This window comes from Thainema salinarum CENA647 (assembly GCF_057732415.1).
This window is the reverse complement of record NZ_JBYJZJ010000022.1, coordinates 3839504-3852937: the sequence shown is the minus strand read 5'-3', so window position 1 is coordinate 3852937 and position 13434 is coordinate 3839504. Positions and strand designations below refer to the sequence as shown.

At 52.4% G+C, this 13434-nt stretch carries 15 protein-coding genes; 5 read left to right on the top strand and 10 right to left on the bottom strand.

Features of this window, described 5'->3' with window-relative positions:
- The first annotated feature begins 40 nt into the window (after positions 1-40).
- On the top strand, positions 41-304 hold the full coding sequence (locus AC286M_RS23730) for a J domain-containing protein (RefSeq protein ID WP_488206742.1): 264 nt from the start codon (positions 41-43) through the stop codon (positions 302-304).
- A complete protein-coding gene (gene sixA, locus AC286M_RS23725) occupies positions 283-831 on the top strand; it encodes a phosphohistidine phosphatase SixA (RefSeq protein ID WP_488206741.1) in 549 nt (182 codons plus the stop codon). The genes AC286M_RS23730 and sixA overlap by 22 nt, the downstream gene beginning before the upstream one ends.
- Here sixA and AC286M_RS23720 read toward each other — a convergent pair.
- From AC286M_RS23720 to xseA, 6 genes are all read right to left on the bottom strand, one after another.
- The gene (locus AC286M_RS23720; RefSeq protein ID WP_488206740.1) at positions 828-1619 is read right to left on the bottom strand and encodes an ABC transporter ATP-binding protein; all 792 of its coding nucleotides are present in this window, start codon (positions 1617-1619) and stop codon (positions 828-830) included. The two genes, sixA and AC286M_RS23720, sit on opposite strands and share 4 nt — an antisense overlap.
- Positions 1620-1622: 3 nt before the next feature.
- Positions 1623-2186: a hypothetical protein gene (locus tag AC286M_RS23715; RefSeq protein WP_488206739.1), complete on the bottom strand. Its 564-nt coding sequence runs from the start codon at positions 2184-2186 to the stop codon at positions 1623-1625.
- An 87-nt stretch (positions 2187-2273) separates the two neighbouring features.
- Entirely contained in the window at positions 2274-2711 is a 438-nt protein-coding gene (locus AC286M_RS23710; protein WP_488206738.1) for a DUF4079 domain-containing protein, read from the bottom strand.
- A gap of 527 nt (positions 2712-3238) precedes the next feature.
- The gene (locus AC286M_RS23705; RefSeq protein WP_488206737.1) at positions 3239-3664 is read right to left on the bottom strand and encodes a DUF1830 domain-containing protein; all 426 of its coding nucleotides are present in this window, start codon (positions 3662-3664) and stop codon (positions 3239-3241) included.
- A 295-nt stretch (positions 3665-3959) separates the two neighbouring features.
- Positions 3960-4247, bottom strand: a complete 288-nt coding sequence (xseB, locus tag AC286M_RS23700) for an exodeoxyribonuclease VII small subunit (protein ID WP_488206736.1) — start codon at positions 4245-4247, stop codon at positions 3960-3962.
- A gap of 127 nt (positions 4248-4374) precedes the next feature.
- Positions 4375-5634, bottom strand: coding sequence for an exodeoxyribonuclease VII large subunit (gene xseA, locus AC286M_RS23695; protein ID WP_488206735.1), 1260 nt, complete (start codon positions 5632-5634; stop codon positions 4375-4377).
- A 478-nt stretch (positions 5635-6112) separates the two neighbouring features.
- Here xseA and recA point away from each other — a divergent pair, with 478 nt between their 5' ends.
- Positions 6113-7192: a recombinase RecA gene (gene recA, locus AC286M_RS23690; RefSeq protein WP_488206734.1), complete on the top strand. Its 1080-nt coding sequence runs from the start codon at positions 6113-6115 to the stop codon at positions 7190-7192.
- A gap of 176 nt (positions 7193-7368) precedes the next feature.
- On the opposite strand, the gene nadA is transcribed toward recA, so the two are convergent.
- Positions 7369-8340: a quinolinate synthase NadA gene (nadA, locus tag AC286M_RS23685; protein WP_488206733.1), complete on the bottom strand. Its 972-nt coding sequence runs from the start codon at positions 8338-8340 to the stop codon at positions 7369-7371.
- Positions 8341-8505: 165 nt separating this feature from the next.
- On the opposite strand from nadA, the gene dapB reads away from it, so the two are divergent.
- A complete protein-coding gene (gene dapB, locus AC286M_RS23680) occupies positions 8506-9333 on the top strand; it encodes a 4-hydroxy-tetrahydrodipicolinate reductase (RefSeq protein WP_488206732.1) in 828 nt (275 codons plus the stop codon).
- 18 nt (positions 9334-9351) lie between these two features.
- Here the strand turns inward: dapB and AC286M_RS23675 are convergent, their stop codons facing one another.
- Positions 9352-10602, bottom strand: a complete 1251-nt coding sequence (locus AC286M_RS23675) for a DNA double-strand break repair nuclease NurA (RefSeq protein ID WP_488206731.1) — start codon at positions 10600-10602, stop codon at positions 9352-9354.
- A 242-nt stretch (positions 10603-10844) separates the two neighbouring features.
- On the opposite strand from AC286M_RS23675, the gene AC286M_RS23670 reads away from it, so the two are divergent.
- The gene (locus tag AC286M_RS23670; RefSeq protein WP_488206730.1) at positions 10845-11528 is read left to right on the top strand and encodes a GNAT family N-acetyltransferase; all 684 of its coding nucleotides are present in this window, start codon (positions 10845-10847) and stop codon (positions 11526-11528) included.
- A 53-nt stretch (positions 11529-11581) separates the two neighbouring features.
- On the opposite strand, the gene AC286M_RS23665 is transcribed toward AC286M_RS23670, so the two are convergent.
- Together AC286M_RS23665 and AC286M_RS23660 are read right to left on the bottom strand one after the other, a co-directional pair.
- On the bottom strand, positions 11582-12370 hold the full coding sequence (locus tag AC286M_RS23665) for an HAD family hydrolase (RefSeq protein WP_488206729.1): 789 nt from the start codon (positions 12368-12370) through the stop codon (positions 11582-11584).
- 2 nt (positions 12371-12372) lie between these two features.
- The gene (locus tag AC286M_RS23660) at positions 12373-13398 is read right to left on the bottom strand and encodes an ABC transporter permease (protein ID WP_488206728.1); all 1026 of its coding nucleotides are present in this window, start codon (positions 13396-13398) and stop codon (positions 12373-12375) included.
- Positions 13399-13434 lie beyond the last annotated feature (36 nt).

Sequence of the window (13434 nt, the reverse complement as noted above, 5' to 3'; positions counted from 1 at the left end):
GGGAATTCTGATCTCAAGGCGTTTGGTAAAAGCAGCGTTCATGCAGAGTTTTAGCGAATATTATGCGCTTTTGGGTCTACAGCCTGGAGCTTCCGTTACAGAAATCAAACAGGCGTATCGGCAGCTAGCAAAGCAGTGGCATCCCGATAGTTTTCCGAATGATCCAGCGCAACGCCAGCAGGCAGAAGAAAAAATTTGGGGTCAGCGTCCTATTTATGCAGTTGCTTTTAGCCCGGATGGACAATACATTTTAAGTGCTGGTGAACATCAGCAAATTGCGCTTTGGCAACGCCGAAAGACCTGATTACTAAACTGATGGCAATTGAGCTTTACTTGATTCGACACGGCATCGCTGCCGAGCGAGGCACCTATGCAAACGATGATGAACGTCCGCTGATTCCCAAAGGCGAACAGAAAACGCAGCAGGTAGCGCAGCGACTAAAGGAATTGGGGATCACGTTTGACCTGATTTTGACCAGTCCGCTGGTGCGCGCTCGGCAAACGGCTGATATTTTGCAAGCGGTTGGACTCGGTTCATCGGTGCAGGTGTTTAATCAGCTTGCACCGGGCGGAATGTGCGATCGCGCCTTAGCCGATCTCTCAACTATTCTAAAATCACTGGATCAACCCACTCAAATCGCTTTTGTAGGTCACGAGCCTGACCTGAGTATGTGGGCCGAACAGCTAATTGGCAGTACGGTACGCGGAAATATCCAGCTTAAGAAAGCAGGCATTATCGGCCTCAGTTTACCGGATGATCTTGCAACCGCATTGGGAAACAGTGAGCTATTTTGGCTGACGCCACCTCGACTGCTGTTGAGCCAATCCTAAAATCCCTCTTCATCGGCATCATCCCATTCATCCTGGGCACGCTGCTCAGCTTTGATAATGTCGGATTTCACTTCATCCCAGTTAATTTGATCGGCGGGTGCGGAGCGAACCAGTTTGCCCTGCTGGAGCTGAACCACATAGGTACAGTGCGATCTCGCTAGTTCAACCTGGTGGTTGGCCATCAGCACGGTCATGTTGCCCGACTGCGTCAGTTCAGCAATCAGCGTTAATAAACTAGTCGCTTGGCCTAAATCCAGAGAAGCCGTAGGTTCGTCGAGGAGCAGGACTGGAGGAGAAAGGATGAGGGCACGTGCGATCGCAATTCGCTGGCGCTGACCGAGGGAAAGCTGTAATTCATTGCGCTCTAGCCATTCAGATGGAATCTGCAAGCGCTCTAGCCAAGGCTGCATCTGAGCTTGAGCGGCTCGTGGGGCAACGCCGCGCAGCTTGAGGGGATAGAGCAGCGTTTCTTCCACGGTCATCCCCAGCAGCTTGGGTTCTTGCGGTACGAGAACAATCTGTCGCCGCAGTTCCAAGACGGGCAGTTGACGGATGTTTTGTCCGCCCAGGAAGATGCTGCCTTGGTCAGGATCGCTGAGCCGATTGAGTAATCGCAACAGAGACGTTTTGCCTGATCCTGAAGGGCCAACAATCAGGGCAAACGCTCCGGCAGGAACATCAAACGTCAGGTTGTGCAGGATTTCCGTAGAGCCGTTGGGTGCGGAGACGTGAACTTGGTTCAGCCGAAGTGAGGTGGCAGCAGTGGTGGAAGTTAACCCAGTTGACACGATTTAGAATGCCCCGTTAGTTGCGATCTCACCTGTCGATGCCGTCCAAAAGACCCAGGCATCTACCAGTAAAAGCAAACTGGTCAAGCCAAACAGAATCAGATACATCCAGGGCTGAGCCAGCGGACGCACGTCGGTTGTGTCGATCCCGGTTTCCTGTTCAACTCGACGAACGAGACGGGCAAACCCCGCGACGCGCATGGGCAGCAAATACGCCTTCTGATCTTGACTGACAAAGTAGTAGACAAGTCCCCCCTGCCCCGTCGAGCGGGGTTTGAGCGCTTGAATTTCTGACCAGTTGAGCTGCCAGCCGCGCCGGAAAAAGCCAGGTACCCAAACAGGATAGGTGACGCGAATGCCGTTTTTATCTACATTGACTCGTTCTGATAGAGCCGCAAAAAGTGCGATCGCACCCAGCAGCAATCCCAGTGCTAATAACGTCGGCGGCACCGGCGCGTGAGTGACACGGGCCAGAATTGGTAAGGGAGCCGTCAGCGCCACGTACAAACTCAGCAGCGTAATGCGGACAATCGGCGAGAGCCGAAAGGTTTCTGAAGTGGTCGGCATGGAGGAATGTGTGGATTCAGCCGCGATTTTAGACACAAGCAGAGAACGGTTCACAACAACAATTCTCTTTATCCTAAAGCAAATTCCTCAAGGCAAATATTTTTGCACCACCGACCAACCACTGAGCGACACGGCAATAAAACCCAGCAGCAAAACACCATTGATGCCAAGGTGTAGCTGTCGTGCCCAGGGTCGTTTGGGGCTAATGCGGGTGGCGCTCCAAGCGGATGCCAGTACCAACGCAACAACGGTCAGTCCTGCAGGCAAATGTACCGAATGCCCTAAGTTGCCGTAGTAGCCCAAGGTGCCGATGATGCCAACTGACAGCAATAACAACACCAGGGCTACTAAAATGCCGCCGATGGTGTAGTGAAAAGGCCGCAGCCAGTTGGGACGCGACTGCTTGTTTTTCCGCGCGTAGAGAATCCAGCCGCCGCTAGCGGCCAAGATACAGTAGGCCGTAACGGACAATCCCATCGACCACGCTGCTATTCTCCAAAGCCATAAGAAAGACGGTAAATCCAAAAGAAATTCGTAAACGCTACTGCTGATTTAAGTACTTTACTTTAAAACCGTCTTGCCCTCCAGCACATCCTCCCAACTCGACTTGTCATAGCGCTAGGCGCTTAGGATTGCGGATTAATTGCCTGTAAACCGTTTCATTCATGGGACACGGCAATGCCGTGTCCCTACCCCAAAGATTTCAACTTGGTAGATCCGCGTTCCTTAGAACCAGGCCGATGTTTTTTGTAGAAGCCGTGTGGAGCGCACTACAAAAACGACCTAAAACTGAACGTAAAGCTGGATTCTTCATCAGCCAGTAAAAAGGCTGCATCTACGAAGATGCAGCCGATGCAACGGGTACACATTGAACACCGAATCCTTTCTGGAAATACCTGTGCAAACGTACCAAACTAGTGTGTGAAGGAGCTTGGATACTGTGATGACAGGCTAACTTGGGTTGAATCGTTCAGCGTGAGATTAGCCGATTTGGATACTAACGTAGGGAACGGCAACGCGATCGCAAATCGACTTTCGCCAACTGTCTTCAGCTAGGCAATGCGCCCAATTTCAATACCCGTGGACACCGTACCAACCGATGCCCCAACCGATAACGCTGCGACTGAAGCCGAAGCCATTGCTTGAGGCTCAGTCGCAGCAGATACACTTGACGCAGAGTGGATGTCCTCTAAGTCAGTATCCTCTACTAAGGGCTGCGGCTCGTCTTCCAGTGCTAAGCGATGACACGGGAGCGTATCAGACAGAATTGCACTTGCCATCATGCCCGTATGAATTTCCAGGAGTGCTTCCGGCAGAGCTTCAAACATCAACCGCTGTCCCGGAAAAACCACCCGCTCAAAGTACCAATTTGGGATGTTTGTAATCCGAGCAATCTGGATCTTGCTCGTGGCATTAACGTAGCAGCACAGTATTTTATCCGAGTTATTTGACGGAATTGGATCTATAATCTGAGCCATGATTATTAAAGGATTGCTACACAGGTATTAGCGTTACATCTGAACGTTAACACCGCCTGATCCCTGTAGCTGTAAATCCGACTACCAACGCTGTGAAACGGGTAGATTCCCCCGCTTTTTCGGCACTAATTATGTTGCTGCTGAACAAAATGTACTGGCGCTCTTTCCTTGCAATGTAAGCCATACCACACAAACCTGGTTTGGGCATCTTTGGCAAGGTAGAGATCGCGCTGACCACTCTGATCCCGATGGCTGGGTGGCAGTTGATTGGCAAAAAGCCACTAGAGAAAGTCAGTTAGAAATCGTCTATCGCTTCTGCCCGATCATCGACGGTATCCGACAGCGTTTCGACCACAAGATCAAGCTGCTGCTGGTGTTGCGATAGGTACGTTTCGCATCGCTGTAACTGCTCGACTGCAATTCCAAACTGCTCAAAAACTTCGGCCAGTTCCAGTTCGCCGGACTCGATTTGGCTCACAATGGACTCAACTTGATCAACGGCAGCTTCGTAGCGCCAGTTGTCATCCAGTTGAGCCACGTTAGCTGTCGGGGTGGATTGGGTAGAGCGAGCACGTTTAGCCATCGGCTTAAATCTCCTAAAACTATTTTTTCTGGTGGGGCAGGGGAGCTAGGGAGCTAGGGAGCTATTTTCATAGCCACAATTTAGGGGCTTAGTATAAGTCAAGAAGGAGCGAGCAACCTGACAGGGCCTAGAGCGATGCGCTGGGATCGGTGGAGACATCTGCTGAAATTGTGTCAACTGTAACGCCGATTTCCCCTTGAGCTAGCTGCACGGTTAGCTGCTGTCCTTGATATAGCGCTGTCGTTGAGCGCACGACCTTTTTTTGATCGCGCACCAAGGCGTAGCCGCGTCGCAGAATCGTATTGGGATCAATATCGTTTAACTTTTGGCGCAGAAGCTGACACTGCTGCTGCGATCGCACCAGGCGATTTTGAGTCACCTGCACCAGTCGCTCATATTGCCATGCGATCGCACGTTGTTCTTGACGCAGTTGGCGATCAGGATTGAGGTGTCGCAGCGTTCGCTTAAGTTGAGCTAGCCGATCCCATTCAAACTGCAATGCATCCTGTACGGCAGCGACTAATGCAGCATTCCGGTAGCGATGCTCAGCATAGAGATCGGCCAGACAGGGCACGGCATACTCAGCAGCGGCGGTCGGCGTATGAGCACAGACATCGGCCACCAAGTCCGTCAGCGTTTCATCCCGCTGGTGCCCGATCCCGGTAATCACGGGAATTGAGCATTCTGCCACGGCCCGCACGACGCGCTCATCATTAAAACAAGCTAAATCCTCAGTTGCACCACCGCCCCGTGCCAGGATTAATACCTCGGCTTGGCTATGGGCGGTTACACGTGCGATCGCAGTTGTAATCGAGCGCGGTGCTTGATCCCCCTGTACCGTCGCTGGCGCTAACAGCACCCGCAGTCCCGGATGGCGCTGCCGCAGCGTGCGCTGAATGTCACCCCAAGCGGCAGCATGGGGCGAGGTGACAACTGCAACTGTTGTCGGATATGACGGCAATGGCTGCTTCAATTCATCGTCAAACAACCCTTCTGCTGCCAAGCGCAGCCGGAGCTGGCGCAGCCGCAGCGCTTGCAGTCCCTCACCCGCTGGCAGCGATTGCCACACATGTAGGCTGTACTGCCCCCGCTTCGCATAGAGTCGCAGACTGCCCAGCACAATCACTTCTTCGCCCGCCTTCGGTAGAACGGCCACCTGATTGAGCTGACTTTGCCAAATCACCGCATCAATTGATGCTCCCGTATCGGGATCTTGCAGCGTGAAAAATAAGCCGCTGCGGTGCGGTTTGGTGCTGGAAACTTCGCCCGTTACCCAAACCTGGTGCAGTTGGTGATCCTCTTCCAGTAGCTCACGGATATACTCGGTGAGTCCTCCCACGCTGACGGCGCGGTCTAAAACGGCCAGATGGCGAAATGTTGAAGTCATGGGGCAGGTGCTTGGCTCTAAATTTGGCTTTAAGGTTTAGCTCTGGTGTTTTGCTAAATAAATTCTGGTGGTTGATGTGCCGCGCGCCGCGCGGCACATCAACTATTAAGACCCATCCAAATAAAGTCGGCAGACCACTAGATTTGGGGCTAGCTGTGAAGTTGCATGATACTAGATCTCAACCCCGTCAGATGAATGTTAGGAAAGACTAGTACAGCAAAACCAATTTAGTCGATTTTCGAGTAGAATTATAGTACGTTTGTATAGAAATTCATCTCGTTCAAGCTTGCCCGTCAGTGTAAATGATGTAAACGATCAAACTTGAAATCTATTGTTAGGATCTTTAGGCCAATGTCGAATCTGTCGCTATGCTTATGTCAAGCTGTGGCAGATCCCGGCAACCTGACGGCAGATTGGCACGGCTTGGCGATTCGTTTCTTGCACGTGATCTTGTAAAATTTCCAGCTTTGGAGCACTCATGCCTAAATCCACCACCACAGGCAATACTGAAAAAGATAAAGCATTAAACATGGTGCTCAACCAAATTGAGCGCAGCTTTGGTAAAGGCACCATTATGCGGTTAGGGGATGCGACCCGAATGAAGGTCGAAACGATCCCCACTGGAGCACTCACACTGGACTTGGCTCTCGGCGGTGGATTGCCCAAGGGTCGAGTCATTGAAATCTATGGCCCTGAAAGTTCCGGTAAAACCACTCTGGCGCTCCATGCGATCGCAGAAGTGCAAAAGCAAGGTGGCGTTGCTGCTTTTGTTGACGCTGAACACGCTCTCGATCCGATCTATTCCCAAGCTCTGGGTGTCCAAATTGAGGAACTGCTAGTTTCCCAGCCGGATACGGGTGAAGCGGCGCTCGAAATTGTCGATCAACTGGTACGTTCTGCCGCCATTGATATCGTGGTGATTGACTCGGTCGCAGCGCTGGTTCCTCGGGCTGAAATTGAAGGGGAAATGGGCGATGTCCACGTCGGTTTGCAGGCTCGTCTCATGAGCCAAGCCCTGCGGAAAATCACGGGTAACATTGGTAAATCTGGTTGTACTGTGGTTTTCCTCAACCAGCTACGCCAGAAAATCGGCATCTCCTACGGTAACCCTGAAGTGACCACGGGCGGTAATGCGCTGAAGTTCTACTCCTCCGTGCGCCTCGACATCCGTCGAATTCAAACGCTCAAGAAAGGCTCTGAGGAGTTCGGCATTCGGGCCAAGGTGAAAGTGGCGAAAAACAAAGTCGCTCCCCCGTTCCGGATCGCTGAGTTTGATGTCATTTTTGGTCAGGGCATTTCGACCCTGGGCTGTATTCTTGACCTAGCGGAAGAGCATGGCGTCATTGCTCGCAAAGGTGCTTGGTACAGCTACAACGGTGACAACATCGCTCAAGGCCGCGATAACTCGATTCGGTACATGGAAGAGAATCCTGAATTTGCCACCGATATTGAGCGACAGGTACGCGAAAAGCTAGAAATTGCCGGAGCATCTGCGATCGCATCTGGTAGAAGTAGCTCTGCTGATGATAACGGCGACGGATACAGCGAAGAGGAATAGTTTACTGTCTTGATAGTAAGGAACGCGGATTTAATAAGATGAAATCGTTTGGGTAGGGACACGGCATTGCCGTGTCCCTACGGATGGAATGATTGGCAGGCTATTTAATTCACAGTCCTAAAGAAGGCGTGCCATCTGGCACGCCTTCTTTAGTTGTTTTTAAACGCTTGAAATTATTACTTGCTCATCTCCAACATTCGTTGAATGGGCTTCAGTGCCGCCACTCGAATTTCTTCCGGCATCGTAATCTCTGGGCTGCGGTTTTTCATTGCCAGGTACAGTTTTTCCATCGTGTTTAGCCGCATGTGAGGACATTCGTTACAAGCACAGTTGCCCATTGGCGGTGCTGGAATAAACTGCTTACCTGCGGCCTGCCGCTCCATCTGATGCAAAATGCCCGCTTCCGTCGCCACAATGAACGATGGACTCGCACTCTGCTGCGAGTACTTCAGCAGCGCGGTTGTGGAACCCACATAGTCTGCATGACGCAAGACAGGCTCCTCACATTCTGGGTGCGCTAGCACCTCGGCCTCTGGGTGCTCCATTTTGAGCTGCACAATCTTCTTCTCTGAGAAGGTTTCATGCACCATGCAGCTACCGTCCCACAGCACCATATCTCGACCCGTTTCCGCCATTACGTAGCGACCCAAGTTGCGATCGGGGGCAAAAATAATTGGCTGATCGGCTGGAATCTGGTTAATGATCTTGACCGCGTTCGAGCTGGTGCAGATGATGTCGCTGAGCGCTTTAATTTCAGCCGTACAGTTGATGTAAGACACTACGATATGGTCGGGATGAGCCGCCTTGAATGCCGCAAACTGATCCGCTGGACAGCTATCGGCCAGCGAGCAGCCTGCCGCTAAATCGGGCAGCAGCACTAGCTTATCGGGATTGAGAATCTTGGCCGTTTCCGCCATGAAGTGAACCCCAGCGAAGACAATCACATCCGCATCGGTTTCGGCTGCCTGCTGGGAAAGCCCTAGTGAATCACCCAAGTAGTCAGCGACATCTTGAATATCCGATTCTTGGTAATAGTGGGCCAAGATAACCGCATTCATCTTCTGCTTTAAATCTTGAATTGCACCAAATAGATCGCGCGGCAAAGCAGTAGATTCAACAGAATTGTGGGGAGAAAGAGTGGTAAACACAGGCAAATAAAGGGTGTAAGCGTCTATAGAACGAATTGACTTGACTTCTATTATAGTTGATTTCACCAAAAATGTGGTACTGTTCACAATGGCGCTACCGCTCCCTTAGGAAATCCAGTAAGATAAACAAGCTTCAAAGGATTCTAGAGAGCGAGTTTAGGTCAAATGGCAAACCAGGAAGAGATCGTTGTTGTCGTCAACGGTGCCGCAGGCAAGATGGGGCGCGAGGTCGTCAAAGCCGTCTCGCAGGCGGACGACATGACCTTGATTGGAGCAATTGATAAGCATCCTAGTCTACAAGGGCAAGACATTGGCGAAATCACGGGAATTGGAGCAGTTGAAATTCCTGTTACCCATGATTTAGAAGGGATGCTGGCCTATGCTAGTCAAGCCAGCAAGAATGCTGTCATGGTGGACTTTACGCACCCTAGTACGGTTTATGAGACAACTCGTGCTGCGATCGCATATGGTGTTCGTCCGGTAGTTGGCACCACGGGCTTAACTGAGGAGCGAATTGGTGAACTGGCTGATTTTGCCGATAAAGCCAGCGTGGGCTGTTTGATTATTCCCAATTTTTCTATCGGCATGGTACTGCTGCAACAGGCCGCGATTCAAGCCTCGCAGTATTTTGACCATGTTGAAATCATTGAACTGCACCATAATCAAAAGGCTGATGCTCCGAGTGGAACAGCCATTAAAACGGCTCAAATGCTGGCCGAACTGGGTAAAACTTTTAATCCGGCTGAAGTTGAAGAATCTGAGGATATTCCTGGCGCGCGGGGTGCTCTCGCTCCCGAAAATATCCGTATTCACAGCGTCCGTCTCCCTGGTCTGATTGCTCACCAAGAGATGATGTTTGGCGCACCGGGCCAGCTATATACCCTGCGCCACGACACCAGCGATCGCAGTAGCTTTATGCCCGGCGTCCTGCTCTGCGTTCGCAAAGTGGTTGGGTTGCGATCGCTGGTCTATGGACTCGAAAAAATCCTGTAGCAAAACCCAGTTGAGTTTCTAGGCAATGCTGCCCCGCTTGCGGGCTTCTTTATAGGACGTGCCAATGTTTTGCAGTCCGGCCCGCAGCATTTCTCGTTCCAATAAGGCAAAAAAGCGAGTGCGATCGCCACCGCGCACCACCGCCTGATTATGCGCCTCCGCTAGCGCCACCGGATAGCCAAATCCCTTGTGCACCTGCGCCAAGCTCAGGCTCAGCGCCGTATCCAGCAGTTCTACATCCAGCGCTACCCACTCCGGCATCTCAATCCGCGCCACCTCGGGGCCGACGTGGACATAGCAAAAGTAAATGGCATGCGCTCCATACTGCTCCAGAATGCGCGCTGAGCTTTTCCAGAGGGGACTGCGCTGTCCCGGCTCCAGAAGCCGCGCCCACAGCGTCACATCCCGCAGCGGGTCAAACACCTGGCAGGGTGCCTGATCAGTTTGACCGGGACAGTGGGTCATGCAGTCCGGATTGGCATAGGGACAGCGCTTCAGCCGCAAAAAGTTGAGCATTTCGCCACTGCGCGAGGCGCTGAGATACCCCACCAGCGGCACTCGTAATGCCTGTAATTTTGACCACGCCGCTAAAATCGGCGGCAAAATGCGATCGCAGGCATCCTGGGGTAGGGATTCTAAAAACCAGTAGATTAACGAACCATCCACCATTGCCAGGGTTGGGGGATTGGGGAAGAGGGGGATTTGGTGGGAAGAGGAGTGAGGAGTGAGGGGTGAGGCGTGAGGCGTGTGGGGTGTGGTCGCACTTAAGCTCCATTCGACCAGTTCGGCGAGGGCGACGGATTCGGAGACGGTGCGGCAGTAGCCCATCCATTCTTCGGTGCGGATGCCCCACTGGCGGGAAACGTAGAGATCTTCGGGGCGGTAGAAGACTTCTGGCAGGCTATCCAGCATGGGCTGGCGACCTTGACCGTAGTGCAGTACGACGCGCCCCACGTTCAGCAAGTAGCAGTAGGCAATTTCGTGATGATTGGGCGCAATCTGGGAACCGTCTGTGGCGACTACGGTATGCGCTGTCGGTACTACGGGGACGCCGATGCGCGTATCCAGAGGTTCAATTGGTTCCGCTGCCGTGAACCCCATGCGATCGCGCCACTGCTGTCGCTGCTGCACGAGTACCTCTTGCTGCTGAAGCGCTTCCCGCATCAGGGCTTCGGCAATGTCTAAACGCCGCTTGGAGGCTTCGGCTTCTTGGGTGAGGTGCTGGCTAATGCCCTGCATTTGCTGCGCCAGTTTGGTGAGGTCAAGCATAGGAGCGTGAAGCGTTAAGGAGTGTGGATTAAATAGCCTGTAAACCTTTCCATCTGTAGGGACACGGCATGCCGTGTCCCTACCCCAAAGATTTCCACCTGATTAAATCCACACTCCTAAGTGTTGAGGAGGGGGATTGTGAGGCGATTTTGGATTTTGGATTCGCGATTATCGTTAATTTTAGAATACGGTCGTACTGATAAAGTTGCTACTAAAGTGATGAGGTAGGGGTACGGCATGCCGTGCCCTACGAGCGCGATATGCAAACGGAACGCAATTCGATGCAGAAAACTTGGCAATCTCCAAATCATGTTCAACTTGAGGGGCAATTTGTCACGCTGAAGCCGCTGGTGCCGGAGCGGGATGTTGAGGCGCTGTATGTGGGGTCACACGGTAGTCCGGAAAAAGAAGCAGTTTGGAACTATCTGTTCTACGGGCCATTTGAGAATTCCAGTGCCATGCAGGACTGGATGATGCAAATGATGGTCGGTAAGGCTGATCCGCTGACGTGGACGGTGTTTGATGCGGCGACTGATTCACCCGTGGGAATTGTGGCGCTACTTGCGATCGCAGCTGCTCATGGTCGGGCGGAAATTGGCCATGTTTGGTTTATGCCTGCGGTGCACAAGAGCAAGGTCAACACGGAATCTCAGTTTTTGCTGCTCTGCCATCTGTTTGATCATCATCAGTATCGGCGCGTGGAGTGGAAATGCGACTCGCTCAATCATGCCAGCCGCACCACTGCCGCCCGCATGGGCTTTCTGTATGAAGGCCGCTTTCGGCAGCACATGATGGTGCGTGGACGAAACCGAGATACCGACTGGTTTGCCATGACTGATAAAGAATGGCCCCGCTGCAAGGCTAATTTTGAACGGTGGCTGTATTCTGGCGAAACGCTATCGTTGACGGCATTGAATAACGGGTAAGCTCTCACCCCTAGCCCCTCTCCCGCCGGGAGAGGGGAACCGAGCCAGATCCGTTAGATTAACCAGGCAGAGAACGGTTGGCTGAACTGGTCTAGGGAAATGAGGTGAATGATGTCGTCCTGCTGGGCTAAGTTGCGATCGCGCTCTATGTTGTAGCCCCAGTCGGCTAGAAATAAACCAATACCGTCCAGATCGGCTTGCTGCTTGACCAGTTGCAGCGTTTTCAGCCGATCTTCCACAAACCATGCTTGCTCAGCACGAGTTAGCCCATGCTTGTGCATTAAATCCAGTAGAGTTTTGTACTTGGGCTGCTTGACCGCCTTGCCAAACACCTGATCTGGCGACAGCTCAATTCCGGCCTGTGCCAAGAGCTGCCGCGCAAAGCGTTCTTCCTTGGTCGTGACAATATAAACCTTTAGGTCAGCGTTGAGCATGGTCTCCAGCCGTTCAATCACGCCAGGGTAGAACCGATGCTGAGCTAACCAGTTGTCTAAATCCGTCTCAATCCAGCGATCGCGATTGCCGTCTACAGCCGCTGAAACCTGCTTCGGATCAAGCTGATCGGCCTCTACCCGCTGTTGAGAAATTTCTGGCCAGTTTTGCAAAATCTGCTCATCCGTCTCGCCTAAAATTAGCGATCGCACCAAGACTGGCATCTCCCAACCCGTCTCAATTACTGGACGCAACTTATAAAACCGCTGCGCCAATTCGTCTGACGGTTCATCATTTACCGACCAAATCTGGCAGTAGGCTTGCCACGCGGTCTGAAAGTACTCAATCAGACCATCACAAATCACACCATCAAAATCAAGCGCTAAGAGTGCAGGAGCAGAAATTGACATTATTAATACCGAATCCTCGGATCAACATACGCATTCAAGATATCAATCGCGATACTCGCTAGCGCCACAATTGAGGCGAAAAACACCATGATGCCTTGCACAACTGGATAATCGCGAAGTGCGATCGCTTCATAGAGACGATTCGCCAATCCCGGCCAGGAGAAGGTGACTTCGGTCAGGACTGCGCCGCCGAGTAGGGAGGCAAAGGTGAGGCCCAGAACGGTGATTACCGGAATCAGCGCGTTGCGTAGAGCATGAATCATCACCACGCGAAACTCAGGAACGCCCCGTGCTCGTGCGGCTTCTACGTAGTCAGCCCGTAGGGTTTGCTTGAGATTGACCCGCACCATGCGCTCGAAAATACCGCTGATCAGCAAGCCTAAGGTCAGACTCGGCAGCGTTAGATAATAGAGCGTCGTGAAAAACTGATTCAGATTGCCGCTGAGCAGGCTGTCGATGGTATAAAGTCCCGTTGGCCCAGCGGGCGGCATGGCCGCTAGAGGAAAGCGGGTGCCCAAGGGAAACCAGCCCAGCTTGACCGCAAAAATAATTTGCAGAATCATACCGAACCAGTACATGGGCACCGAGTAGGTGATGATGCCAAACAGTCTGCCACCGACATCGGCAGTGGTATTGGGACGCGAGGCGGCGAAGGAACCGACCGCTACGCCGACTACAACTGACACAATCATGGCGCAAACGGCCAGTTCTACAGTGGCTGGAAAATGGTCTTGAATGATCTGCCAGACGGTTTGGCCTTGGCTGGTCAGCGAACTGCCCAAATCAAACCGCAACAAGTTGCCCAGATAGCGGATGTACTGCACAAACAGCGGATCGCCCAGACCGAGCGTTTCCCGAATCTGATCTTTCACTGCTTGGGGGGCACGGGGACCAACAACGGCTTCCACTGGATCGCCAGGAGTAGCTCGCAGCAGCAGAAACACAATGGTCGTAATCAACCACAGCATCAGCGGCGCAAGCATCAGCCGCACCAGGACGTAATAGCGGAGTGATTTAGAGCGAGACATTATTTATTTCAACTGAAGATGAGCAGTGTCGGTTCT